The sequence below is a fragment of the Leisingera sp. XS_AS12 genome, assembly GCF_041224635.1.
In the GTDB taxonomy this organism is placed as follows: Bacteria; Pseudomonadota; Alphaproteobacteria; order Rhodobacterales; family Rhodobacteraceae; genus Leisingera.
The window spans coordinates 106,382-128,317 of the sequence record NZ_JBGFGM010000094.1 but is presented as its reverse complement, the minus strand read 5'-3'; the positions used below and the strand labels follow the sequence as shown (position 1 = coordinate 128,317).

Annotated in this window: 23 protein-coding genes; 18 read left to right on the top strand and 5 right to left on the bottom strand. The window is 63.6% G+C overall.

All coding sequences use genetic code 11. From position 1 onward, the window contains the following. Positions 1-183 precede the first annotated feature (183 nt). The gene (locus AB9K35_RS10870) at positions 184-753 is read left to right on the top strand and encodes a TetR/AcrR family transcriptional regulator (RefSeq protein ID WP_369926015.1); all 570 of its coding nucleotides are present in this window, start codon (positions 184-186) and stop codon (positions 751-753) included. A gap of 7 nt (positions 754-760) precedes the next feature. Here the strand turns inward: AB9K35_RS10870 and AB9K35_RS10865 are convergent, their stop codons facing one another. Further along, the gene (locus AB9K35_RS10865; protein WP_369926013.1) at positions 761-1,585 is read right to left on the bottom strand and encodes a lytic transglycosylase domain-containing protein; all 825 of its coding nucleotides are present in this window, start codon (positions 1,583-1,585) and stop codon (positions 761-763) included. Positions 1,586-1,939: 354 nt separating this feature from the next. Between AB9K35_RS10865 and AB9K35_RS10860 the strand changes: the two genes are divergently transcribed. From AB9K35_RS10860 to AB9K35_RS10780, 17 genes are all read left to right on the top strand, one after another. Next, positions 1,940-2,119 carry a Flp family type IVb pilin gene (locus AB9K35_RS10860; RefSeq protein WP_222455322.1) on the top strand — a complete coding sequence of 60 codons (180 nt, stop codon included), beginning with the start codon at positions 1,940-1,942 and terminating at the stop codon, positions 2,117-2,119. A 313-nt stretch (positions 2,120-2,432) separates the two neighbouring features. Further along, a complete protein-coding gene (locus tag AB9K35_RS10855) occupies positions 2,433-2,612 on the top strand; it encodes a Flp family type IVb pilin (protein ID WP_222455322.1) in 180 nt (59 codons plus the stop codon). An 85-nt stretch (positions 2,613-2,697) separates the two neighbouring features. Continuing rightward, on the top strand, positions 2,698-2,874 hold the full coding sequence (locus AB9K35_RS10850; RefSeq protein ID WP_222455323.1) for a hypothetical protein: 177 nt from the start codon (positions 2,698-2,700) through the stop codon (positions 2,872-2,874). Positions 2,875-2,993: 119 nt separating this feature from the next. Beyond that, complete coding sequence (cpaB, locus tag AB9K35_RS10845) at positions 2,994-3,851, top strand: Flp pilus assembly protein CpaB (RefSeq protein ID WP_222455324.1); 858 nt, start codon at positions 2,994-2,996, stop codon at positions 3,849-3,851. Positions 3,852-4,075: 224 nt separating this feature from the next. Next, complete coding sequence (locus AB9K35_RS10840; RefSeq protein WP_222455325.1) at positions 4,076-5,482, top strand: type II and III secretion system protein family protein; 1,407 nt, start codon at positions 4,076-4,078, stop codon at positions 5,480-5,482. 15 nt (positions 5,483-5,497) lie between these two features. Then, the gene (locus tag AB9K35_RS10835) at positions 5,498-6,127 is read left to right on the top strand and encodes an OmpA family protein (protein ID WP_369926009.1); all 630 of its coding nucleotides are present in this window, start codon (positions 5,498-5,500) and stop codon (positions 6,125-6,127) included. Positions 6,128-6,284: 157 nt separating this feature from the next. Then, positions 6,285-7,511 carry an AAA family ATPase gene (locus AB9K35_RS10830; RefSeq protein WP_222455327.1) on the top strand — a complete coding sequence of 409 codons (1,227 nt, stop codon included), beginning with the start codon at positions 6,285-6,287 and terminating at the stop codon, positions 7,509-7,511. 24 nt (positions 7,512-7,535) lie between these two features. Then, positions 7,536-8,975 (top strand): CpaF family protein, encoded by a 1,440-nt coding sequence (locus AB9K35_RS10825; RefSeq protein WP_369926006.1) that lies wholly within the window; start codon positions 7,536-7,538, stop codon positions 8,973-8,975. Then, the gene (locus AB9K35_RS10820) at positions 8,975-9,943 is read left to right on the top strand and encodes a type II secretion system F family protein (protein ID WP_222455329.1); all 969 of its coding nucleotides are present in this window, start codon (positions 8,975-8,977) and stop codon (positions 9,941-9,943) included. The genes AB9K35_RS10825 and AB9K35_RS10820 overlap by 1 nt, the downstream gene beginning before the upstream one ends. Positions 9,944-9,953: 10 nt before the next feature. Beyond that, positions 9,954-10,934, top strand: a complete 981-nt coding sequence (locus AB9K35_RS10815; RefSeq protein WP_222455330.1) for a type II secretion system F family protein — start codon at positions 9,954-9,956, stop codon at positions 10,932-10,934. Positions 10,935-10,938: 4 nt separating this feature from the next. Beyond that, positions 10,939-11,529 (top strand): tetratricopeptide repeat protein, encoded by a 591-nt coding sequence (locus AB9K35_RS10810; protein ID WP_369926004.1) that lies wholly within the window; start codon positions 10,939-10,941, stop codon positions 11,527-11,529. A gap of 29 nt (positions 11,530-11,558) precedes the next feature. Then, positions 11,559-12,407 carry a tetratricopeptide repeat protein gene (locus tag AB9K35_RS10805; RefSeq protein WP_222455332.1) on the top strand — a complete coding sequence of 283 codons (849 nt, stop codon included), beginning with the start codon at positions 11,559-11,561 and terminating at the stop codon, positions 12,405-12,407. A gap of 3 nt (positions 12,408-12,410) precedes the next feature. Further along, on the top strand, positions 12,411-12,908 hold the full coding sequence (locus AB9K35_RS10800; protein WP_369926002.1) for a prepilin peptidase: 498 nt from the start codon (positions 12,411-12,413) through the stop codon (positions 12,906-12,908). Positions 12,909-13,031: 123 nt separating this feature from the next. Next, the gene (locus tag AB9K35_RS10795; RefSeq protein ID WP_369926000.1) at positions 13,032-14,339 is read left to right on the top strand and encodes an ATPase; all 1,308 of its coding nucleotides are present in this window, start codon (positions 13,032-13,034) and stop codon (positions 14,337-14,339) included. Between the two features lie 76 nt (positions 14,340-14,415). Next, the gene (locus tag AB9K35_RS10790) at positions 14,416-16,833 is read left to right on the top strand and encodes a ligase-associated DNA damage response DEXH box helicase (protein WP_369925998.1); all 2,418 of its coding nucleotides are present in this window, start codon (positions 14,416-14,418) and stop codon (positions 16,831-16,833) included. A 37-nt stretch (positions 16,834-16,870) separates the two neighbouring features. Beyond that, positions 16,871-17,521, top strand: a complete 651-nt coding sequence (gene pdeM, locus AB9K35_RS10785) for a ligase-associated DNA damage response endonuclease PdeM (RefSeq protein WP_369925996.1) — start codon at positions 16,871-16,873, stop codon at positions 17,519-17,521. Positions 17,522-17,595: 74 nt separating this feature from the next. Then, positions 17,596-18,003, top strand: a complete 408-nt coding sequence (locus AB9K35_RS10780) for a PaaI family thioesterase (protein WP_222455337.1) — start codon at positions 17,596-17,598, stop codon at positions 18,001-18,003. An 88-nt stretch (positions 18,004-18,091) separates the two neighbouring features. Here the strand turns inward: AB9K35_RS10780 and folD are convergent, their stop codons facing one another. From folD to AB9K35_RS10760, 4 genes are all read right to left on the bottom strand, one after another. Continuing rightward, positions 18,092-18,982, bottom strand: a complete 891-nt coding sequence (gene folD, locus AB9K35_RS10775) for a bifunctional methylenetetrahydrofolate dehydrogenase/methenyltetrahydrofolate cyclohydrolase FolD (protein WP_222455338.1) — start codon at positions 18,980-18,982, stop codon at positions 18,092-18,094. A 36-nt stretch (positions 18,983-19,018) separates the two neighbouring features. Continuing rightward, positions 19,019-19,324 (bottom strand): chorismate mutase, encoded by a 306-nt coding sequence (locus AB9K35_RS10770; RefSeq protein WP_222455339.1) that lies wholly within the window; start codon positions 19,322-19,324, stop codon positions 19,019-19,021. 58 nt (positions 19,325-19,382) lie between these two features. After that, a complete protein-coding gene (locus AB9K35_RS10765) occupies positions 19,383-21,059 on the bottom strand; it encodes a formate--tetrahydrofolate ligase (RefSeq protein WP_222455340.1) in 1,677 nt (558 codons plus the stop codon). Between the two features lie 189 nt (positions 21,060-21,248). After that, positions 21,249-21,824, bottom strand: coding sequence for a sulfurase (locus tag AB9K35_RS10760; RefSeq protein WP_369925993.1), 576 nt, complete (start codon positions 21,822-21,824; stop codon positions 21,249-21,251). Positions 21,825-21,936: the final 112 nt, after the last annotated feature.

Genomic DNA, 21,936 nt, shown 5'->3' with positions numbered 1-21,936 from the left:
AAAATACGCTCCACAAATCAATGCTTTGAGGCAAAAGAATGACCGGCTGCGCCAACCTTTCACCTTTCCGCCAAGCGAAGGCGAACGGCCACTGCAGTGGTTGACGCGACGCCGCCCTGCCCCTCGTCTATGCCAAGCGCTCATGGAATTGTATGTACAGATCAGTAAACAAAAGGACGAATCATGCGCCCGAACAAACGTGACGAGCTGGTCCGCAAGGCGTTGGACGTGTTTTATGCCAAGGGTTTTCACGCCACTGGCATGGATACGCTGGTCAAGGAAACCGGCGTGTCCAAAACGTCGATGTACAAGCATTTCCGCACCAAGGAGGAGCTTATCGCCGCAGTCCTGGACTTGCGGGACGAGGAGTTTCGCAGCTGGCTCTTCACCCGGATGACGGAATTGGCCGAAACACCCCGCGGGCAGCTTCTGGCGATGTTCACCGCCCTAGCTGAGTGGTTCGAACACCCCCAATTCGCCGGCTGCATGTTTGTCAAAGCCAGCGCCGAGTTTCAGGATCACGCTCATCCGCTCTATCGGCAGTCGACGAAACACAAGCAGCTGATACTGGACCACCTTGCCGAACTGGCAGATCACGCAGGAGCGGCCGACCCGTTAAAGCTGGCGCGGCAGTTGCTCACCCTGAAAGAAGGGGCGACCGCCCTCGCCGCCATGTCGGCAACGCCGTCCCCTGCCACGGATGCGCTGGAGACTGCGCAGCTGCTCGTTCAAACGCAACTGCCCGAAAGCTGACTGCCCTCTACTGCCCCAGCCGAAAGACGCACCCGTCCGAAATCAGCTCGGGCGGCGTCATGCATAGCCCCTTTGCCACCTGATAGGCCGCCAGCACCTTGGGCACGTAGTCCAGCGTCTCGGCATAAGGCGGAACGCCCTTATGCGCCCGAACGGCCCCCTCCCCCGCATTATACCCGGCAAGCACCAGGATCGGATCTCCCTCGAAGGCCCCCATCAGCCAGTCGAGGTAGCGGGTGCCGCCCGCGATGTTTTGCGGCGCCAGCAAGGCGTCGGTGACGCCAAATCGTGCCGCGGTATCTGGCATCAATTGCATCAGCCCCTGTGCCCCGGCCGAACTGACTGCATCCGCCCGCCCTGCCGACTCCACCGCGATCACCGCCAGCACCAGGGCCGGTGACACATTGGTGCCAGCCGTGTGGGTCAGGATTGGAACCGCATGCGCTTTCGCGATTTCCTGCAGCAGTTGCAGGCGTGGTGCCGACAGCCCCTGGCCTGCCTGCAACGCCATCAACGCCTGCTCCAAGCGGCCACGCCCGCTATCAGACGCGGCATCGATCTTGTCCCAGAACCAGCCATACCGCCCGCGCGGCACCGTGGCCGCGGCGTCCGTTCCCGCCTCGACCTGGACCGCGTGATCGGTCTCATTCCTGGCGGCCTGGGCCGCCGGATCGATCTGCACGGTGATCCGCTTGCCGCCCTCTCCGGGTTGGGGAGGTTTGATCCGTTTCGCCTCAAACGACGGAAATGCCTTGGGGCCCACCGCCTGCGCTCCCGCCGCCAGCGGAGCGAGACAGGCTAGAAAAGTCAGCAATACAGCAGGGATCGTCATGGCCGGGCCTGAATGCACGTGGTGTCTGCACAGAGTCGGAAACTTGCCACCGCAACACCAGCCCTGGCAGCCCGAATTCTGGCACGATTGCCACATTTGCGCCCATATGAGACCGAAAAACCACGGCCCCGCAGCTCTTAACGGAAATTTAATGCAGCAGATTCCGCGCGTTACCCGATCACTTGCCAAAAAGTAAAAATTGGGCCGCGGGTTTCGGGTTTCGGCCCAAATGCTGCCATTCTGACCGGGCTATATGGGGTCATCCAAGCCGGACAGTGGTCAAGCAGGTGAGAGAGCGGACCCTGGCGAGATGGCGGGATAGGCAAATTTAGAGATCCTTTGGAGGGACCAACGATGATCAAGTTTTTCAAGAACTTCCGCAAAGAAGAATCCGGCGCAGTGACCGTCGACTGGGTTGTGCTGACCGCTGCCGTGGCCGCGCTGGGTGGTGTTGTCTACACCGCTGTTCAGGATGGTGCATCCGATCTGGCCAGCGACACCGGGTCCTTCCTGGCAACCAAGACCCCGACCTAATCGTCGCCGGAATTCTAGCGCAAAACATTTCGGGGCCGCTCTACAAGGAGCGGCCCCTTGGCTTGCAAGCCCCTTGAAGCTGTTCGGCGCGCTAGGGCTCAAGTGAAATAGTTACTTCAACACCAACCGCCCCGAAACGCAGCAGGTCTAATTTCACTTTAGGGCAAAAACCTCAGGATTGCGCCCAATTAAGGCCCTATTCACAAAGCTTAATGAACTCATCTCCTACAAGGTTGGTCAGAAGGAGAGAGCTGACCAAGGTGCCAAGTAGAGAGCTATGAACAAGCTACCGTTTCCTTTGGAGGGACCAACCATGATCAAGTTTTTCAAGAACTTCCGCAAAGAAGAATCCGGCGCAGTGACCGTTGACTGGGTTGTGCTGACCGCTGCCGTGGCCGCCCTGGGTGGTGTTGTCTACACCGCGGTACAGGATGGTGCCTCCGATCTTGCCAGCGATACCGGGTCCTTCTTGGCCACCAAGACCCCGACCTAACCGACCGAAGCCACGCATCGGCGGCGTCGGACGGACTCGGCGTCGCCCCTGCCATGATCATTCCCAAGGCAGTGAGGTTCGGGACATGAAAAAACTATGGTCTTACATCGCAGAGGACGACGGGGCCATCACCGTCGACTGGGTAATTCTCTGCGCCGCCGCCATCGGGCTTGCTGTGCTGATTGCCGGTGCCACGCAGGATGGCGCACTCGGCCTGGCCCAAGGCCTGGCAAACTTCATGAGCAACTGGAACTTCGGCTAAGGCAGCCGTTGCGCTGCCCTCGCCCGCTCCACCCCACGACTTAACCGGCCTCTTCGCTGTCCGTCCCCTTGGTTCCGGACCCCGCGCGCAAGGTCGGCACGTTGAGGAAAGGAAACAAAATGCGTGCAGTTTTCGGACTGGTCCTGATTGTCGGCGTGGCCCTCGCGGGCGGCGCCGTGATGATGGCGAAGAACTACATTTCGGCCTATCAGACCGAACTGGCGCGTGAACGGGCCGCGCGCGCCGAAGCCGTTCCGACGGTGGACGTCTTTGTCGCCACGAAGCCGCTGAAATACGGCGAACGCCTGTCCAAGGATGCGGTGCGCGCAGTGCGCTGGCCGCAAAACGCGATCCCGCAAGGCGCCTTTACGGAGATCGACACCTTGTTCCCGCCGCATGCCGGCGATGACCTGCGTGTCGTGCTGCGTGCAATGGAGAAGGATGAGGCGATCCTGGCCGTAAAAGTGACCGAACCAGGCGAAGACGCGGGCATCACGTCGCGTTTGCAACGCGGCATGCGGGCCTTTGCGATCAAGGTCGATGTGTCCTCCGGCGTGTCCGGTTTCCTGCGCCCGGGTGACAAGGTCGACGTCTACTGGACCGGCATGATGCCTGGAAGCGGCGGCAGCCACGGCGAGGTGACGCGCCTGATTGAAACGAACGTGGAACTGGTCGCGGTCGACCAGAGCGCCGGAGGCGATATCAACGAAGCGATTATCGCGCGCACTGTCACCGTTGCCGCCCATCCACGCCAGGTCGCCGCGCTGGCCCAGGCACAGACCACCGGACGGCTGTCGCTTGCCCTGGTCGGCGCCGGAGATGACACAGTCGCCTCGGTCGTCGAGGTTGACCAGCGCACCCTTCTGGGACTGGGAGCCGTCGAAGCTCCGCAGGAAGTGGAGCAGGAAAAAGTATGTACCATCCGCACCCGTCGCGGCGCGGAAGTCGTTGAAATTCCGATCCCCTGCACGAACTAGGCCGCGGCGCAAAAGCACCGCCCCTGCCGTCCTTTAGCCCCTCGGCCCGCGTTCGGTTTCTGAACGGGGGCCGAAACTGTGTTGCCCGGGCCACACAATGCGACGCCTTCAGAAGGATCTGCGAAGCCATTGATTCTTGCAAAAATTCACCATCTGCACCACAGTGCCAGAAACAGCGGGCAACAAGACCCGGAATTTGAGGCGTGATCGGAAAGGCAGGTCACATGAAATTCATGAGGTTCATGGCGGCAGCCCTGTTGGGGCTTTCGCTTACTGGCATTCCGACGGTCGATGGGGCCGAGGCGCAGTCCCTGCGGGTGGTGAAACGCGGGACCGCATCCACGCTGGATGTCCCGATGAACCGTGCGGTCGTGGTCGAAAGCGAAACGCCCTTCGCCGAACTCAGCATCGCCAACCCCGGCATCGCCGACATTTCTTCGCTGTCGGATCGCACCATTTACGTCCTCGGCAAATCGCCGGGGCTGACCACGCTGACTCTGCTGGACGGTTCCGGCCGCCTGATCACCAACGTTGACGTGCGCGTCGCCGCCGATGTGACGGAGTTCAAGGAACGCCTGCGCCAGATCCTGCCCAACGAAAAAATCGAGGTCCGCACCGCCAATGACGGCATCGTGCTGTCCGGCACCGTGTCGAGCGCGGCGCGGTTGCAGCGGGCGCTCGACCTTGCGGAGCGCTACGCGCCCGAGCGCGTCAGCAACCTGATGTCGGTGGGCGGCGTGCAGCAGGTGATGCTGAAGGTGCGCTTTGCCGAGATGCAGCGTTCGGTGTCCAAATCGCTCAGCGCCTCGCTGGGCTTCAGTGGCGGGACCAGCACTGGCCGCGTCGGCGGCACCAACACGCTGAACAACGCCGGTTCGCTGGCCAATTCGCTGGCCGGCAACATCCCGGCCGCCAATGAGAACGCTGGCGCCTTCCTCTTTGGCTTCAATGCCGGATCGGTCCAGGTCAGCCTGCTTTTGGAAGCGCTGGAACAGAAAGGCGTTGTGCGCACACTGGCCGAACCCAACCTGTCGGCCCTGTCCGGACAGGAAGCAAAGTTCCTCGCCGGTGGGGAATACCCTGTGCCGGTGGCCCAGGAAGACGGCGTTATCACCATTGAATTCAAGCCCTTCGGGATCGAGCTCAACTTCATTCCGCGGGTCATCGACGGCGATCTCATCAATCTGGAACTGAACGCCGCGGTATCCGCCATCGACCCCTCGAACTCGCTGGAACTGAGCGGTCTCACCATCGACGCCTTCTCCCGCCGCGAAACCTCCACCACAGTGGAAATGCGCGACGGCGAGAGCTTTGCCATCGCCGGTCTGATCCGCGACGAGTTCCTCGACAATTCCTCGCAGCTGCCCTGGCTGGGCGATGTGCCGGTGCTGGGCGCATTGTTTCGCAGCGCGGACTACCAGCGCGAGCAGACCGAATTGGTCATCATCGTGAGCGCCCATCTGGTCACTCCGACCCGGGGTGAGGCGTTGACGCTTCCAACCGACCGGGTGGCGCCCCCCAGCGAGAAGGACCTGTTCCTGTTCGGACGCACCTCCCGCACCAAGAACGGCCCCGCCGCAGAAGTCGCCAAGCAGGATTTCAACGGCTCTTACGGCTACGTGCTGGACTGATAGGGAGTGGCACAGATGATCAGAACCGCTGCAATTCTCGGCCTGCTGCTGACGGCCGCTGCCTGTGAAAAGGAAGCTGGCCAGGAGCTGAACCGCAGGGGCACCTTCGGCGAGGCGACCTTGAACAATTCGGCGGTTATGAGCGGCCAGCGCCACTACGCGGTCCAGCTGGCCGGACGGTTCGCCAAGGAAGTTCCGACCACCATCAACTTTGACTTTGACAGCGCCCGGCTGGATGCCACGGCCCGGCGGGTTCTGGACCAGCAGGCTCATTGGATCAGGCAATTCCCGGAAGTGCGCTTCCGCGTTTTCGGCCACACCGATGCCGTGGGCAGCAATGCCTATAACAAATCACTCGGCCTGCGCCGGGCGCAGGCGGCGGTGAACTATCTGGTTTCACGTGGAATCAGCCGCAGCCGTCTTGAGGCGGTGGTCTCCTACGGCGAAACCCAGCCGCTGATCCCGACGCCCGAGCGCGAACGCCGCAACCGTCGCACCGTGACCGAGGTCAGCGGCTTCCTGAAACGCCACCCCTCGGTTCTGGACGGCAAATACGCCCAGATCATCTATCGCGAATACCTCGAAAGCGCGATCCCAGCCACAACGCTGACCGAACAGAAATCGCTGGAACGCACGCTGGAGTAACCCGAGCGAGCCTCGCTCCCGTCGTAGACGAGTTGTTAACATTCCCCAGATTTGGGGCTTTTTGGCCCCAAATTCGCCCAGATTGCCGCCGACATTGTTTCCAAGAGGTGGAGTGTGCCCATGGCCCGCTTCACTGATGTGAACAAGGAATACGGCAATGAGTGGAACGCCCCAAACAGAACCCCCGGCGATTGTCGCCTGCACGATCAGTCGTGACGTGCAGAACTTCGATCTGTTGATCGAGGACATGGAAGCCGCGCTGGGAGAAGCCTGGGGAGATCTGGGATTTTCCGAAGCCCTGGCCTTTTTCAACCAGCCCGAAGCCGAAGCGCTGCAATTTGTCGCCCTGGCCATCGACAGCGTCGACGAAGGCGACCTGCCGCTGATGGGAGAGATCATCACCCAGGCCAAGGCGCGTGGCATCCGCGTAATCCTGATTGCCGAAGACGTCACCCCGGCGGCCCTGCACACGCTGCTGCGCCAGGGGGCTGACGAATTCGTGCCCTATCCCCTGCCGGAAGGAGAGCTTCAGGCCGCGATCGATCGCCTGCGTGCCCCGGAACCCGAGGTCGCGCCCAACCCGCACCAGCTGCAATCAGGCAGCCAGCGCGAGGGGGCCGTGATCGTCTGCCACGGGCTGGCGGGCGGCACCGGCTCCACGACCATGGCGGTCAACCTCGCCTGGGAACTGGCCGCGCTCAGCCGGGATGACGAACCCACGGTCTGCCTTCTGGACCTCGACCTGCAACATGGCTCGGTGTCCACCTACCTCGACCTGCCGCGCCGTGAGGCGGTGATGGAGATGCTCAGCGAAACCGAGAGCATGGACGAGGACCTCTTTGGCCAGGCCCTGCTGTCGTTCCGCGAAAAGCTTCAGGTGCTGACTGCGCCGGCCGAAATGGTGCCGCTGGACCTGCTCGCGCCGGAAGACATCGCCAGAGTAATCGAAATGGCCCGGAGCCATTTCGATTTCGTGGTGATCGACATGCCCCACACGCTTGTGCAGTGGTCCGAAACGGTACTCAGCATGGCGCATGTCTATTTTGCGATGATCGAGCTGGACATGCGCTCTGCCCAGAATGCCCTGCGCATGAAGCGCGCCTTGCAGTCGGAAGATCTGCCATTCGAAAAACTGCGGTTTGCCCTCAACCGGGCACCGAAATTTACCGACCTGACCGGCAAGAGCCGCGTGAAACGCATGGCGGAATCGCTCAGCATCTCCATTGACCTGCAACTGCCGGACGGAGGCAAACCCGTGCTGCAAAGTTGCGACCACGGGCTGCCGCTGGCCCTGTCAGCGTCCAAGAACCCGCTGCGCAAGGAAATCGCCAAGCTGGCCGCGTCGCTGCACGAACTGGGTCAGAGCGAAGCCGAAGCCGCCTGAACGGCAAAAACTGGGGGCGAGTAGATGTTTTCGAAGTACAAGAAGCAAGCCGCGAAACCTGCACCAATGCCGATCGAGCCTGTCGCGACAGCAGCAGCGGCGGCGGACAAACCCGCGATCAGCCTACGCCGCCCAGCTCCGCGTAAGGCCGCCGAAGCGCCGACGATGGACAAGGAGCGCAAGCGCAAGGAACGCCTGAGCGAGATCAAGATCCAACTACACCGGGAATTGTTGGAAAACCTCAACCTGGCGGCGTTGGAACGGGCTGGTGAGGCCGAGCTACGTGCGGAAATTGCAAGTATCGCTACCGAGATCCTGGCTGAAAAAAGCATCGTTCTGAACCGGGAAGACCGCCAACAGCTGAACAAGGAGCTTTACGACGAGGTCACCGGCCTCGGTCCCCTGGAAGCACTGCTGCAGGACGATAGCGTCAGCGACATCCTGGTGAACGGGCCGCAACAGATCTTTGTCGAACGCGGTGGCAAGCTGGAACTCAGCGACATCACGTTCAAGGATGAAAAGCACCTGATGCGGATCATCGACAAGATCGTGTCCGCCGTGGGTCGCCGCGTCGATGAATCCAACCCCTATGTCGACGCCCGCCTGGCCGATGGTTCGCGCTTCAACGCGATGGTCCCCCCCATTGCGGTGGACGGCTCACTGGTTTCGATCCGAAAGTTCAAAAAAGACAAGCTCGGCATCGACGACCTGGTAAAATTCGGCGCCTTCACAGAGGAAATGGCTGCATATCTGCAAGCCGCCGTCTCCACGCGCCTCAACATCATCGTCTCGGGCGGCACCGGTTCGGGCAAGACCACAACGCTCAATGCGCTGTCATCCTTCATCGACAACTCCGAACGGATCCTCACCATCGAGGACACCGCCGAACTGCAACTCCAGCAGACCCACGTGGGCCGGATGGAAAGCCGCCCGCCCAACGTCGAAGGCAAGGGCGAGGTGTCGCCGCGCGACTGCCTGAAGAACGCGCTTCGGATGCGGCCCGACCGCATCATCGTGGGCGAGACCCGCGGCGAGGAAGTGATCGACATGCTGCAGGCCATGAACACCGGCCACGACGGCTCAATGACGACGATCCACGCGAACTCCGCCCGCGACGGCATCTCGCGGCTGGAGAACATGATCGCCATGGCGGGGATAGAGATGCCGATCAAGGCGGTGCGCAGCCAGATCGCCAGCGCGGTGAACCTGATCGTGCAGGCATCGCGCCTGCAGGACGGCTCGCGCCGGATGACCTCGATCACCGAGATCACGGGCATGGAGGGCGACGTCATCTCGATGCAGGAGATCTTCCGCTTCCAGCGCGTCGGCCTGACGCCGGACAACAAGATCATCGGCCATTTCACCGCCACCGGCGTGCGCAGCCACTATTCCGAACGCTTCCGCCTCTGGGGCTATGACCTGCCGCCCTCGATCTATGAACCCACGGTGATGGAGACGCGCTGATGCAACTGAGTGCGGAACCGCTGATCTACGGATTGATCTTCTTTGGCGTGCTGGCGCTGGTGGAAGGGCTGTATCTGTTCACCTTCGGCAAGTCGATCAGCCTCAACAGCAAGGTCACGCGCCGCCTGGAGATGCTGGAAAAAGGCGGCAACCGCGAAAAAGTCCTGGAGCAGCTCCGCAAGGAACTCGGGCAGCACGCCAAGTCGCAGTCGATCCCGCTCTACTCGTTGCTTTCCGAACGGGCACAGAAGGCTGCAATTGCCTTTTCGCCCAAGCAGTTGATCATGATCATGGCCGGGCTGGCGGCCGTGGCCTTCCTTGGCTTGACCATTGCCACCTCCGCCCCCCTGCCCGTCCGGGTTCTGGGATCGATCATCATCGGCGTTGGCGCGGTCTTCTTCTGGGTCAACAAGAAGGCTGCCAAGCGCATGGCGCTGATCGAAGAGCAGCTGCCCGACGCGGTGGAACTGATGGTGCGGTCCTTGCGCGTCGGCCATCCGTTTTCCTCCGCCGTGCAGATCGTCGCCAATGAAGTCGAAGACCCGCTGGCGACCGAATTCGGCATCATCGCCGACGAATGCGCCTATGGCCGCGACGTCGGCGAGGCGCTGAAGGAAATGGCCGAGCGACTGGACATGCAGGACATGCGCTTCCTCGCCGTAGCGGTGACCATCCAGCAGCAGTCGGGCGGCAACCTGGCCGAGGTTCTGGCAGGGCTGGCCAAGGTGATCCGCGCCCGCTTTCGCCTGTTCCGCCGCGTCAAGGCGATTACGGCCGAGGCGCAGTGGTCGGGCAAGTTCCTGTCAGGCTTTCCGCTGTTCTGCCTGATTGCGATTCTGGTCAAGGATCCCGGTTACTACGACAGCGTGCTGGATCACCCCTGGTTCATTCCGGCCTGCTTCGCGGTGGGGCTGATGCTGACCGCCAATCTTTTTGTCATGCGCATGCTGACCAACATCAAGGTCTGAGGAGGCGAGCATGGAATTTCTGTCCGGCATCAATGACTACCTGACCGCCAATTTCGGCGAGCTCGGTCCGCTGCTCGCCCTCGGCATTGCCGGGTTGTTCATGATTCTGCTGGCAGTGCCGCTGCTGTTGAACCAACCCGAAGACCCGCTCAAGAAGCTGCAAAAGAACATCGCGCCGGAAACCCGCGCCAAACCGCAGAAGGAGCGGCTGCGGCAGGCTGACCGCAACGAACAGCTTCAGAAATTCGCCTCCTTCCTTGAGCCGCAAAACGCGGACGAGCTGTCAGCGATGGAGCTGAAGCTGCGTCAGGCGGGCTATCACTCCAAGGATTCGGTGCGGATCTTCCATTTTGCCCAGTTTGCCCTCGGGCTGCTGGGGCTCGCGGCCGGGCTGTTCTTTGTCTACGTGCTGAAGGCCGACATCGATTACGACAGCCAGCAGATGGCGATCCGCATCATCGGCCCCGGAGCGGTGGGCTACATGCTGCCGAAATACTGGATCACCCGCCGCATCGAAGAGCGCAAGCAGAAGATCACCGAAGGCTTTCCCGATGCGCTCGACATGATGCTGGTCTGCGTTGAGGCCGGCCAGTCGCTGGACCAAGCCATCGTCCGCGTCGCCAAGGAGCTGCATGCCTCCTACCCCGACCTCGCCGAGGAATTCGAGGTCGTCGCCCACGAGATGAAGGCGGGCAAGGAAAAGGACAAGGTGCTGCGCGACATGGGCACCCGCTGCGGGGTGCAGGATGTGTCCTCCTTCGTGACCGTGATGATCCAGTCGGCCAGCTTTGGCACCTCGATCGCCGATGCCCTGCGGGTTTATGCAGGCGAAATGCGCGACAAACGCGTGATGCGCGCCGAAGAGGCCGCAAACAAGTTGCCCGTGAAGATGACCCTTGCCACAATGGGGCTGACCGTGCCGCCGCTGCTGATCATCCTGGTCGGCCCGTCGGTACAGGGCATCATGAACATGGGCAACGCAGGCAACTGACAATATGAAACGATTTGGACGGGCGCTCCCTGTCCGCCGATACCGTGCCATCGCCGCAGCATGCGCGACCGCGGTCGCCGCGGCCTGCGCGCCGGGCGGTCTGAAACAGGACCGCGGCAGCCCCTGGGCCCCCGGCACCGATCTGCGGGCCGAGGCCGAGGACGGACTGGTGGTCGGCCACCGATTGATGGCCGCCAGCGAGTACGAGCTGGCGTTGGAGGCATACACCCGGGCCGCCCTCGACCATGGGCTCACCGCAGAGATCCTGTCCGGCATGGGCAGTGCAAAACTGGGCCTGCGTCAACTGGGCCAGGCAGAGCAACTGTTGCGTCAGGCGGTCGAGGCGGATCCCACGTGGCCAGAGCCGATGAACAACCTCGGCGTGGTGCTGATGGAGCGCGGCAAGACCGCCGAAGCGGTGCGGGTGTTCCAGCGGGCCTACGCACAGGACAATGGCGAAAGTGACGCAATCCGCGATAATTTGCGGCTGGCCCTCGCAAAGATGGAAAAACCCGCGCATACTGAGCCGCAAAATCAAGATTACAAATTGGTGCGACAGGGTGGCGGCAGCTACCTGATTCGTCAGACACCATGACCGAGGCAGAGCAGTAAAAGGACGCACAAATGCGCCAGCAGCTTATTCTCTCCGCGACCCTGGCCGGGGCGCTGGTCTTGTCGGCCTGCGCGGACAAGGCGGATGAAACCGTCGAGCGGGCCTTTCAGGACGTCAATGTCATCGATGAAAGCAACCTCAACGACGTGATGCTGACCGTCGCCGATCCCAATGAGGCGGTCACCTACTTCCAGCGCGCGCTCAAGGACAATCCGGATCGCATCGATCTGCACCGTGGCTTGGCCCATTCGCTGATCCGGGCCAAGCGCACGACCGAAGGCGCCGCCGCCTGGAAGAAGGTCGTCGCGATGGCAGGTGCCACCAGCGAGGATCGCGTGCAGCTGGCGGGCGCCCTGGTGCGCAGCGGCGACTGGGACGGCGCCAAGGCGCAACTGGACGCCGTGCCGCCGACGCATGAAACCTACGAGCGCTACCGGCTCGAGGCGATGGTGGCCGACGCGGCACGGGACTGGAAGCGCGCCGACAGTTTCTACGAGATCGCGACCGGGCTGACCACGACACCTGCGAAGGTGATGAACAACTGGGGCTACTCCAAACTGACCCGCGGCGATTTTGCCGATGCCGAGCGGCTGTTCGGCGAAGCGATCCGCCAGGACCAGAGCCTGTTCACCGCCAAGAACAACCTTGTTCTGGCCCGCGGCGCGCAGCGCAATTACACCCTGCCGGTGATTCCGATGGATCAGACCGAACGGGCGCTGCTGCTGCACACCTTGGCACTGTCGGCTGTCAAACAGGGGGATGTCACCACCGGTGAGAACCTGCTGCGCGAAGCCATCGACACCCACCCGCAGCATTTCGAGGAAGCCGCCCGGTCTCTGGCCGCATTGGAAGGCGGCTGATTCATGCAGTTCCCGGCCCATGCCGCGATGTGGTTTTTGCCCTTCATCTTGCCACTGTGTTACGCGGTGGCGCTGACCGACCTGCGTGGCATGCGCATCCCCAACTGGGCGGTGGACAGCCTCGGCGTGATCTTCATCCTCGGCGGCGCGATGTTGATGCCCACTTGGGTCAGCTATGGCTGGCAACTGTTGCATCTGCCGGTCGGAATCGCGCTGGGGTTCCTGTTCTACGCCGCAGGTGCCGTGGGCGCCGGAGACGCCAAATTTGCCGGCGCGGCGGCCCCCTTCTTTGCCATCGGCGACCTGCGACTGTTGCTGGTCATCTTCGCGGCGGTGCTGCTGGCGGGCTTTGCCGCCCACCGGATCGCGAAACACACGCGGCTGCGCCAGCTGGCACCGCATTGGCAAAGCTGGGAGACCGGCAAAAGCTTCCCCATGGGCCTGTGCCTCGGCGCGACGCTGGCTCTTTACCTGATTCTCGCGGCATTCTACGGGCGCTGACGCTGCTGCTTTCGCGGAAATGCTACAGCGCCGCCCCGCTGTTGCCACAGTCCTGACTAACCTGTTGCCAACCCCGTTTCCGTTTGCGGGGTCCGCCCCGGTAGCAGCGACAAGGCAACGCCCATGAACATGCAAAACGTCACCGTCACCGCGCCGCCCCCACCCAAGGGGCTGGAACAGATGCAGCTGCCGCTGGTGATGATGCGGGATATCCTGCTGAAAACCATCTTCCGCAAGAACGTCGAAACCGTCTCCGAGATCGCCGCCGCCATCTGCCTGCCCGCTTCCGTCACCCAGGAGCTGGTCCACATCGCCCGCGAACAGAAGCTGCTGGAGGCCACCGGCACGTTGAACGCCAACAGCGGCAACGAGATGGGCTACCAGCTGACCGATGCGGGCAAGGCGCGCGCATTGGATGCGCTCAGCCAGTCCGAGTATTTCGGCGCCATGCCGGTGCCGCTGGCGGTCTACAGCGAACAGGTCAAGCGCCAGTCGATCCGCAACATCCAGGTCACCCGCCAGCAGCTGACCAGCGCCATGGGACACCTGGTGCTGCCCGACAGCCTGCTGGATCACCTCGGCCCCGCGGTCAGCGCCGGGCGTTCGATCCTGATGTACGGCCCGCCCGGCAACGGTAAATCCTCGATCTCCAACGGCATCCGCGACGCGCTGGGGGACAACATCTATGTGCCGCGCGCCATCGAATATGCAGGCCAGGTCATCACCGTTTATGACCCCATCGTCCACACCGAAGTGGCGCAGGAACCCGAAGACCCCAATTCCCTGCGCCGCCGCCGCCGCTTTGATGAACGCTACGTGCTGTGCCAGCGCCCCACCGTGATCACCGGGGGCGAACTGTCGCTCGAGATGCTGGACCTGGTCTACAACCCCACCGCGCGCACTTATCAGGCGCCGCTGCAGCTGAAATCCACCGGCGGCATCTTCATCGTCGACGACCTCGGCCGCCAGGCAGAGCCGCCGCAGGCGCTAGTCAACCGCTGGATCGTGCCGCTGGAGGAAAGCAAGGACATCCTAGCGCTGCAATCGGGCGAGAAATTCGAGGTGCCGTTTGACACGCTGGTGATCTTCTCCACCAACTTCCACCCGAATGAGATTTTCGACCAGGCGGCGCTGCGGCGGATCTTCTTCAAGATCAAGATCGACGGGCCGAACCAGGAAAACTTTCTCAAGATCTTTGCCATGGTCGCCCGCAAGAAGGGGATGCCGCTGGATGAAGCCTCGCTGGTGCACCTGCTGAAACAGAGATACCCCGAGATCAACAACATCTACTCCAACTACCAGCCGGTGTTCCTGATCGACCAGATGATCGCGATCTGCGATTTCGAGGGCATCCCCTACCAGATGACGCCGGATCTGATCGACCGGGCCTGGGCCAACATGTTCGTGAAGGACGAAACCATCGTGAAATGACCGTCGCGCAACATTTTTTGATGACTTTGGGCGAAACCCTTTAGCAAAGCCCTGCGGCAGTGCCTACATCTGGTGGATGTTCGATTTGCCGCCCGCCCTTCATGACTGGTTTGCCGCCAAAGGCTGGTCCATCCACCCGCACCAGCAGGCCATGCTGGAGCGCGCGGACCGGCCCTGCACCCTGCTGATCGCCCCGACCGGCGGCGGCAAGACCATGGCCGGCTTCCTGCCCACGCTGGCCGAACTCGCCGATGGGCGTCACGAGGGGCTGCACACGCTCTACATTTCGCCGCTGAAGGCCTTGGCGGCCGACATCAAGCGCAACCTGCGCACCCCGGTCGAGGAGATCGGCCTGCCCATCCGCATTGACGACCGCACCGGCGACACGCCCGCCTCCCGCAGGCGCCGTCAGCGGGCCGATCCGCCGCATATCCTGCTGACCACCCCCGAAAGCCTGGCACTGCTGATTTCCTACCCAGATGCCGAGCGCACCTTCCGTGGGTTGCAACGGGTGGTGGTGGATGAAATTCACGCCCTTGCCGAAAGCAAGCGGGGCGATCAGCTGATGCTGGCACTGGCCCGGCTGCAGACGCTGTGCCCGAACCTCCGCCGAGTCGGCCTTTCGGCCACCGTGGACGATCCGCAGGCCATCGCCCAATACCTCGCCCACCACCCGAAGCCTTGCGAAATCCTGCTCGCCGACCCCGGCCCCGCCCCCGACATCCGCATGCTGGAAACGGAGGACGCCCCGCCCTGGGCCGGCGGCGGCGCGGCATATGCCATCCCGGCGGTGATGCAGCAGATCAAGGCGCACCGGACCACGCTGATCTTCCACAACACCCGCGCCCAGGCCGAGATCTTCTTTCGCAACCTCTGGCTCGCCAATGACGACGCCCTGCCGATCGGGATCCACCACGGCTCGCTTGACCGCACCCAACGCGAGAGGGTCGAGGCGGCAATGGTCCGCGGAGAGTTGCGCGCCGTGGTCTGCACCGGCTCGCTCGACCTCGGCATCGACTGGGGCGACGTGGACCTGGTCATCCAGGTTGGGGCGCCCAAGAACGTGAAACGCCTGGTGCAGCGCATCGGCCGCGCCAACCACCGCTACAACGCCCCATCCAAGGCGCTGCTGGTGCCCGCCAACCGCTTCGAGGTGGTCGAATGCCGCGCCGCGCTGGAGGCCGTGCGCGACAACGATTTGGACGGCAGCCCACGCGGTCCCGGCCCGCGGGACGTGCTGTGTCAGCATATCCTGATCACCGCCTGCGGCGGCCCCTTCGATGCCGATGCGCTCTTCGGCGAAGTCACCAGTGCGGGCGCTTACACGGCACTGTCCCGCGCCGAATTCGATGCCTGCCTCGGGTTCTGCGCCACCGGCGGCTATGCGCTGCGCGCCTATGACCGCTGGCAGCGGCTACAGCAGCGCGCCGACGGACGCTGGCAGCTGCGCGACCCGCGCGCCGCCGCCCGCATCCGAATGAACCTCGGCACCATTCAGGACGCCGACCTGATCAAGGTGCGCCTGAAACGCAGCCGCGGCGGCAAGCCGCTGGGCGAGGTGGAGGAAGCCTTTGCCGCCACCCTGACCCCCGGCGACACCTTCCTGATCGGCGGCCAGACCGTGCGCTACGAATCCTTGCGCGAGATGACGGTGGAGGTCACCCGCAACGCCAGCAAAAAGCCCAAGATCGCGGTGTTCTCCGGCACCAAGTTCGCCACCTCCACCCAGCTCAGCCACCGCATTCTGGAGATGTTCCGCCAGGACAGCTGGCCCGGCCTGCCCCGCCATACCGCCGAATGGCTGGCCCTGCAGCGCGAGGTCTCCGAACTTCCCCGCGCCGGATCGCTGCTGATCGAAAGCTTCCCGCACCAAGGCCGCGCGCACCACTGCATCTACGGCTTTGCCGGGCGCAACGCGCAGCAGACGCTCGGCCTGCTGCTCACCAAGCGGATGGAGGAGCTGGGCCTCGACCCCTTGGGCTTTGTCGCCACCGATTACGCCACCCTGATCTGGGGGCTGCAAGAGGTCACTGATCCCGCACCGCTGTTCGAACCGCGCGCCCTGCGGGACGGGCTGGAGGGCTGGCTGGCCGGCAACGCGGTGATGAAACGCGCGTTTCGCGGTGCCGCCACCATCGCGGGCCTCATTGAACGCAACACCCCGGGCGCGCGCAAGAACGGGCGGCAGGCGACCTTCTCCTCCGACATCCTGTATGACACGCTGCGCAGGTACGACCCCGATCACCTGCTGCTGGACATCACCCGCGAGGAAGCCCTGCGCGGGCTGGTCGATTTTGGCCGGATCGAGGAGATGCTGGACAGGATCAACGGGCGGATCACGCTGCGGCGGCTGGAGCGGATCTCGCCCCTGGCAGCGCCGCTGCTGCTGGAGATGGGCAAGGTCCCGGTCAAAGGCGCAGCGCAGGAAAAGCTGCTGCAGCAGGAGGCCGCAGCGCTGATGCGGCAATCCGGACTGGACCGGCTGCCGCAATGACCCTTGCCTGTGGCGCGGCGCGCGGTAAGACCAGCCTATGACCGGATATGATTTCACCCTCGCAGGCGCCCGCCTCACAGCCCTGGCCAGCGGCGCGCTCTGGTGGGCGGATCACCGTTTGCTCTGCGTCTCCGACCTGCACTTGGGAAAGTCCGAACGCCACGCCCGGTGCGGCGGCAGCCCCCTGCCCCCCTACGAGGGACGCGACACGCTGCGGCGGCTGGAAACGCTGGTGACCGCGCTGGATCCGGCAACCGTGATCAGCCTCGGCGACAGCTTTGACGACGATGCCGCGGCCCGCACCCTGCCAGCGGCGGAGCTGGACCAGCTGCGCAGCCTCATGGGCCGCCGCCGCTGGATCTGGATCGAGGGCAACCACGACCCCGCCCCGGTGGCCTTCGGCGGCGAAACCCTGGCCGAGCTTGCCTGCGGCCCGCTGACCTTCCGCCACATCGCCGCCCCTGCCGCCAGGGCCGAGGTCTCCGGCCACTACCACCCCAAGGCGCGGCTGCGCAGCGCCGCGCGTCCCTGCTTCCTGCTCGACCGCTCCCGCCTGATCCTGCCCGCCTTCGGCACATACACCGGCGGCCTTCGCAGCAGCGCCCCCGCGCTGACCGCGTTGATGGCGCCGGACGCGCTGGCCATCCTGACCGGCCCGACGGCGCTGCCGGTGCCGATGCCGCGCTGACTGCCGCAGCGTCACTTCCTGCGCACCACCACCGGTCCTCTATGCTGCGCGTACAGCAGCAAAAGGACCCCGCAATGGAAGACCGAATCCGCAGCAGCTTTGCTAGGCAAAGCATGATGCAGACCCTGGGCGCAGAGATTGCCAGCGTTTCGACGGGCGAAGTCGTCATCACTGCCCCGATCCTACCCGGCAGCCGCCAGCAGCACGATGTTGCCCATGCCGCCCTCAGCTTTGCCATCGGCGACACTGCCGCGGGCTATGCGGCGCTCACGGTCATGCCGGAAGATCACGAGGTGATGACCGCGGAGATGAAGATCAACCTTCTGGCCCCCGGTGCCGGGGACATGCTGCGCGCAACCGGCCGCGTCATCAAGCCCGGCCGCCGCCTGGTCATCGTCACCGCAGAGGTCCATGCCCTCACCAAAGGCGAAGAAAAGCTGATCGCCCTTTTGCAGGGCACGATGGTGCCCGTGGCAGCCTGACGCCGCCAGTCTTTCATCTTTCAAAAAATACTCCCGCCGGAGGCGGTCCGGCGGGAGCATCAATGTCAGACAACTCTGTTCTGCGACCTCAGGCGGTCAGCCCTTCCGGCTCGGCCAGGTTGTTGGCGCGGCAGCAGGCGGTGACGGTATTGGCCAGCAGGCAGGCAATGGTCATCGGGCCGACGCCGCCCGGCACCGGGGTGATGGCGCCTGCGCGCTCAGCTGCCGAGGCAAAATCCACATCGCCAACCAGCACGTTCTTGCCGTCACGTTCGATGCGGTTGATGCCCACGTCGATGACGGTGGCGCCTTCCTTGATCCAGTCGCCCGGCACCATTTCCGGGCGGCCCACCGCGGCCACCACGATGTCGGCGCGGCGCACCACATCCGGCAGATCCTTGGTGCGCGAATGCGCGATGGTCACGGTGCAGCTGTCGCCCAAGAGCAGCTGCGCCATCGGCTTGCCCACGATGTTGGAGCGGCCGATCACAACCGCATCCATGCCCGAAAGCGAGCCATGGTGGTCGCGCAGCATCATCAGGCAGCCCAGCGGCGTGCAGGGCACCATGCTCTTCTGCCCGGTGCCCAGCAGGCCGACGTTGGAAATGTGGAAACCGTCCACGTCCTTTTCCGGCGCGATCGAGTTGATCACCAGATCCTCGTCCAGGTGCTTGGGCAGCGGCAGCTGTACCAGGATGCCATGCACGGCGGGATCATTGTTCAGCTGATCGATCAGCGCCAGCAGGTCAGCCTCGGAGGTGTCCGCCTCCAGCTTGTGCTCGAAAGAGTTCATGCCGACCTCGACGGTCTGCTTGCCCTTGGAGCGGACATAGACCTGGCTCGCCGGGTCCTCGCCCACCAGCACCACGGCCAGACCGGGGGTGATCCCGTGGTCCTGTTTCAGCCGCGCCACATGCTCGGCCACCTGGCCACGCACCTTGGCCGCAAAGGCCTTGCCGTCAATCAACGTTGCAGTCATTTGATTTCTTCCTTTCAGCCGCAGGCGCCAACCTGCCTACTCCTCCCGGATCACCCGCGCTTCGCGGGCGATCGACCATTCCACCAACTGCCGCCACAAGGCTTCGACCAGCGCTGGGTCCAACGCCTCGTCCTCTGCCGCGGCCCGGACCTTGGCGATCACATCTTCGACCCGGGCCGGGATGCGCGCGGGCCAGCCGTTTTCCTGCTTCAGCGCGATCGCCCGGTCGATATAGCCCGCCCGCTGCGCCAGCAACGCCACCAGCTTCCGGTCCAGAAGATCGATCTGCGCCCTCAGGTCTTCCATCGAGGCGCAGTCTGCGGGTGGTGTTGGTTCGGTCATCTTTCAAAACTCCAGCGGCCCGGATTTCCCCGAGCCGCTGAATGTCGCAATTTCGGGCTTAGAACAAGCCTTCGATCTGACCTTCCGCGTTCAGGCGGATGCTTTCCGCCGCAGGCGTGCGCGGCAGGCCCGGCATGGTCATGATCTCGCCGCAGACCACCACGATGAAGCCGGCACCGGCGGACAGGCGCACTTCACGCACCGGAACCGAGTGTCCGACCGGCGCGCCGCGCAAGCTCGGATCGGTCGAGAAGGAGTACTGGGTCTTGGCCATGCAGACCGGCAGGTGGCCGTAGCCCGCGTCTTCCCACTCGCGCAGCTGGTTGCGGATCTTGTTGTCCGCCAGCACCTCGTCGGCGCGGTAGATGCGCTTGGCGATGGTTTCGATCTTCTCGAACAGCGGCATGTCGTCCGGGTAGATCGGCGAGAAGTTCGCAGTACCGGAGTCGGCCAGGGCAACCACTTTCTCCGCCAGTTCGGCAGAGCCTTCAGAGCCCAGTTCCCAGTGGCGCGACAGCACCGCTTCGACGCCGTGGGAGGCGCAGTAGTCCTTCACCGCCTGCACTTCGGCATCGGTGTCGGTGACGAAGTGGTTGATCGCGACCACCACCGGCACACCGAAGGATTTGACGTTCTCGATGTGGCGGCCGAGGTTGGCGCAACCGGAGTTCACGGCCTCGACGTTCTCTGCACCGAGGTCTGCCTTGGCAACGCCGCCGTTCATCTTCATCGCGCGCACGGTGGCAACCAGCACAACCGCGGACGGCGCGATGCCCGCCTTGCGGCACTTGATGTTCATGAACTTCTCGGCACCGAGGTCGGCACCGAAGCCCGCTTCGGTCACCACGTAGTCGGCGACTTTCAGCGCGGTCTTGGTGGCGATCACCGAGTTGCAGCCGTGTGCGATGTTGGCGAAGGGGCCGCCGTGCACGAAGGCCGGGTTGTTCTCCAGCGTCTGCACCAGGTTCGGCTGCATCGCGTCCTTCAGCAGCACTGTCATCGCGCCTTCGGCCTTGATGTCGCGGCAGTAGACCGGGGTCTTGTCGCGGCGGTAGGCCACGATGATGTCGCCGAGGCGCTTTTCCAGGTCCTTGAGGTCGGTCGCGAGGCACAGGATCGCCATGACTTCGGAGGCCACGGTGATGTCAAAACCGGTTTCGCGCGGGAACCCGTTGGACACGCCGCCGAGCGACGCGGTGATCTGACGCAGGGCGCGGTCGTTCATGTCGACCACGCGGCGCCATGCGACGCGGCGGATGTCGATTTCCTGCTCGTTGCCCCAGTAAATGTGGTTGTCGATCATCGCCGACAGCAGCGAGTGCGCCGAGGTAATGGCGTGGAAGTCACCGGTGAAGTGGAGGTTCATCTCCTCCATCGGCACGACCTGGGCGTAACCGCCACCTGCAGCGCCGCCCTTCATGCCGAAGTTCGGGCCCAGGCTCGCTTCGCGGATACAGATCATCGCGTTCTTGCCGATGCGGTTCAGACCGTCGCCCAGACCCACGGTGGTGGTGGTCTTGCCTTCGCCCGCCGGGGTCGGGTTGATCGCAGTCACCAGGATCAGCTTGCCATCTTCGCGGTCCTGCACCGAGTTGATGAAGGACTGGCTGACCTTTGCCTTGTCGTGGCCATAGGGCAGCAGATCGTCGTTGGAGATGCCGATCTTTGCACCGATCTCCTGGATCGGCTTCTTGTTCGCCTCACGGGCGATCTCGATGTCACTCTTGTAGCTCATGGCAAGGTTCCTGCTGAGTTTGCATACAGTCGCCGGCACGCGGACGCCGGTTTCCTCGTAGACTTAGCCAATATGCGGCAAAAAGCGCGCATGATTTCCGACATTATCCTGCCTTGAAACGGCGTAGGCGCAATCGGTCGGCCGCGATATTCCCTCCCCGCGGCAGCTGGCATCGGTCAGGAAAGGGCGTCAGGGGGCCCAGGCCCGTTGATCCGGCACAAACAGGCTGAGGACCTGCCCGACCACAAGCCTGCCCGGCCGTTCGACCCAGGCGGTGATTCCCCGCCGGTTCTCTGCCGCGCGTTTGAAGCGCGGACCAAAGCCGGCGTGATCCTTTTCGATCTCCCGCCCCGGGAGCACGCAGGGGCGGTTCTCGATGTCGGTCGTCAGGGTCACACCGTCCGGCCCCTGCAACCGCGAGGCGGGTGGCAGGTGGCTCAGGTCGGGGATTCCGCGCAGCACAAGCGTCGCCCCCAGGTGTTCAGGTTGCAATTGCGCCAACCCCATGTCAGCGGCAATCTGGGCCATTTCCTCCTCCGAGAGGATGCTGAGCTGTCGGGTGTTGCGAATCTCGGTACCTTCGGGGTGCAGGTTACGCACCCGCACGCAGGAGGCCCGGTTCTCGCCCGCGTGACGCTCACCCGCCACACCTCCGAACCCAAGATCCAACTGGTCGCTCGGAACCGCCCGCAGCCCCGAACCCGCAGGCACCATGCCCAGCCATGCGATCTCACCCTTGAACCCGCTGTCACGAAAAACCGGCATCGTACCCCCCTGCTTCGGCTATTGTCAGTACCGGCACGCTACAGGTTTTTCCGGCAGGCACCAGCGGCCATGCCGCCACGGCCGTCCTGTCAGCACAGCAATGACAAAAGAA

What these genes read in the sequence shown, in the direction of transcription:
- AB9K35_RS10870 (WP_369926015.1), top strand. Translation starts at nt 184, where the DNA reads ATGCGCCCGAACAAACGTGACGAGCTGGTCCGCAAGGCGTTGGACGTG.
- AB9K35_RS10865 (WP_369926013.1), bottom strand. Translation starts at nt 1,585, where the DNA reads ATGACGATCCCTGCTGTATTGCTGACTTTTCTAGCCTGTCTCGCTCCG.
- AB9K35_RS10860 (WP_222455322.1), top strand. Translation starts at nt 1,940, where the DNA reads ATGATCAAGTTTTTCAAGAACTTCCGCAAAGAAGAATCCGGCGCAGTG.
- AB9K35_RS10855 (WP_222455322.1), top strand. Translation starts at nt 2,433, where the DNA reads ATGATCAAGTTTTTCAAGAACTTCCGCAAAGAAGAATCCGGCGCAGTG.
- AB9K35_RS10850 (WP_222455323.1), top strand. Translation starts at nt 2,698, where the DNA reads ATGAAAAAACTATGGTCTTACATCGCAGAGGACGACGGGGCCATCACC.
- cpaB (WP_222455324.1), top strand. Translation starts at nt 2,994, where the DNA reads ATGCGTGCAGTTTTCGGACTGGTCCTGATTGTCGGCGTGGCCCTCGCG.
- AB9K35_RS10840 (WP_222455325.1), top strand. Translation starts at nt 4,076, where the DNA reads ATGAAATTCATGAGGTTCATGGCGGCAGCCCTGTTGGGGCTTTCGCTT.
- AB9K35_RS10835 (WP_369926009.1), top strand. Translation starts at nt 5,498, where the DNA reads ATGATCAGAACCGCTGCAATTCTCGGCCTGCTGCTGACGGCCGCTGCC.
- AB9K35_RS10830 (WP_222455327.1), top strand. Translation starts at nt 6,285, where the DNA reads ATGAGTGGAACGCCCCAAACAGAACCCCCGGCGATTGTCGCCTGCACG.
- AB9K35_RS10825 (WP_369926006.1), top strand. Translation starts at nt 7,536, where the DNA reads ATGTTTTCGAAGTACAAGAAGCAAGCCGCGAAACCTGCACCAATGCCG.
- AB9K35_RS10820 (WP_222455329.1), top strand. Translation starts at nt 8,975, where the DNA reads ATGCAACTGAGTGCGGAACCGCTGATCTACGGATTGATCTTCTTTGGC.
- AB9K35_RS10815 (WP_222455330.1), top strand. Translation starts at nt 9,954, where the DNA reads ATGGAATTTCTGTCCGGCATCAATGACTACCTGACCGCCAATTTCGGC.
- AB9K35_RS10810 (WP_369926004.1), top strand. Translation starts at nt 10,939, where the DNA reads ATGAAACGATTTGGACGGGCGCTCCCTGTCCGCCGATACCGTGCCATC.
- AB9K35_RS10805 (WP_222455332.1), top strand. Translation starts at nt 11,559, where the DNA reads ATGCGCCAGCAGCTTATTCTCTCCGCGACCCTGGCCGGGGCGCTGGTC.
- AB9K35_RS10800 (WP_369926002.1), top strand. Translation starts at nt 12,411, where the DNA reads ATGCAGTTCCCGGCCCATGCCGCGATGTGGTTTTTGCCCTTCATCTTG.
- AB9K35_RS10795 (WP_369926000.1), top strand. Translation starts at nt 13,032, where the DNA reads ATGAACATGCAAAACGTCACCGTCACCGCGCCGCCCCCACCCAAGGGG.
- AB9K35_RS10790 (WP_369925998.1), top strand. Translation starts at nt 14,416, where the DNA reads ATGTTCGATTTGCCGCCCGCCCTTCATGACTGGTTTGCCGCCAAAGGC.
- pdeM (WP_369925996.1), top strand. Translation starts at nt 16,871, where the DNA reads ATGACCGGATATGATTTCACCCTCGCAGGCGCCCGCCTCACAGCCCTG.
- AB9K35_RS10780 (WP_222455337.1), top strand. Translation starts at nt 17,596, where the DNA reads ATGGAAGACCGAATCCGCAGCAGCTTTGCTAGGCAAAGCATGATGCAG.
- folD (WP_222455338.1), bottom strand. Translation starts at nt 18,982, where the DNA reads ATGACTGCAACGTTGATTGACGGCAAGGCCTTTGCGGCCAAGGTGCGT.
- AB9K35_RS10770 (WP_222455339.1), bottom strand. Translation starts at nt 19,324, where the DNA reads ATGACCGAACCAACACCACCCGCAGACTGCGCCTCGATGGAAGACCTG.
- AB9K35_RS10765 (WP_222455340.1), bottom strand. Translation starts at nt 21,059, where the DNA reads ATGAGCTACAAGAGTGACATCGAGATCGCCCGTGAGGCGAACAAGAAG.
- AB9K35_RS10760 (WP_369925993.1), bottom strand. Translation starts at nt 21,824, where the DNA reads ATGCCGGTTTTTCGTGACAGCGGGTTCAAGGGTGAGATCGCATGGCTG.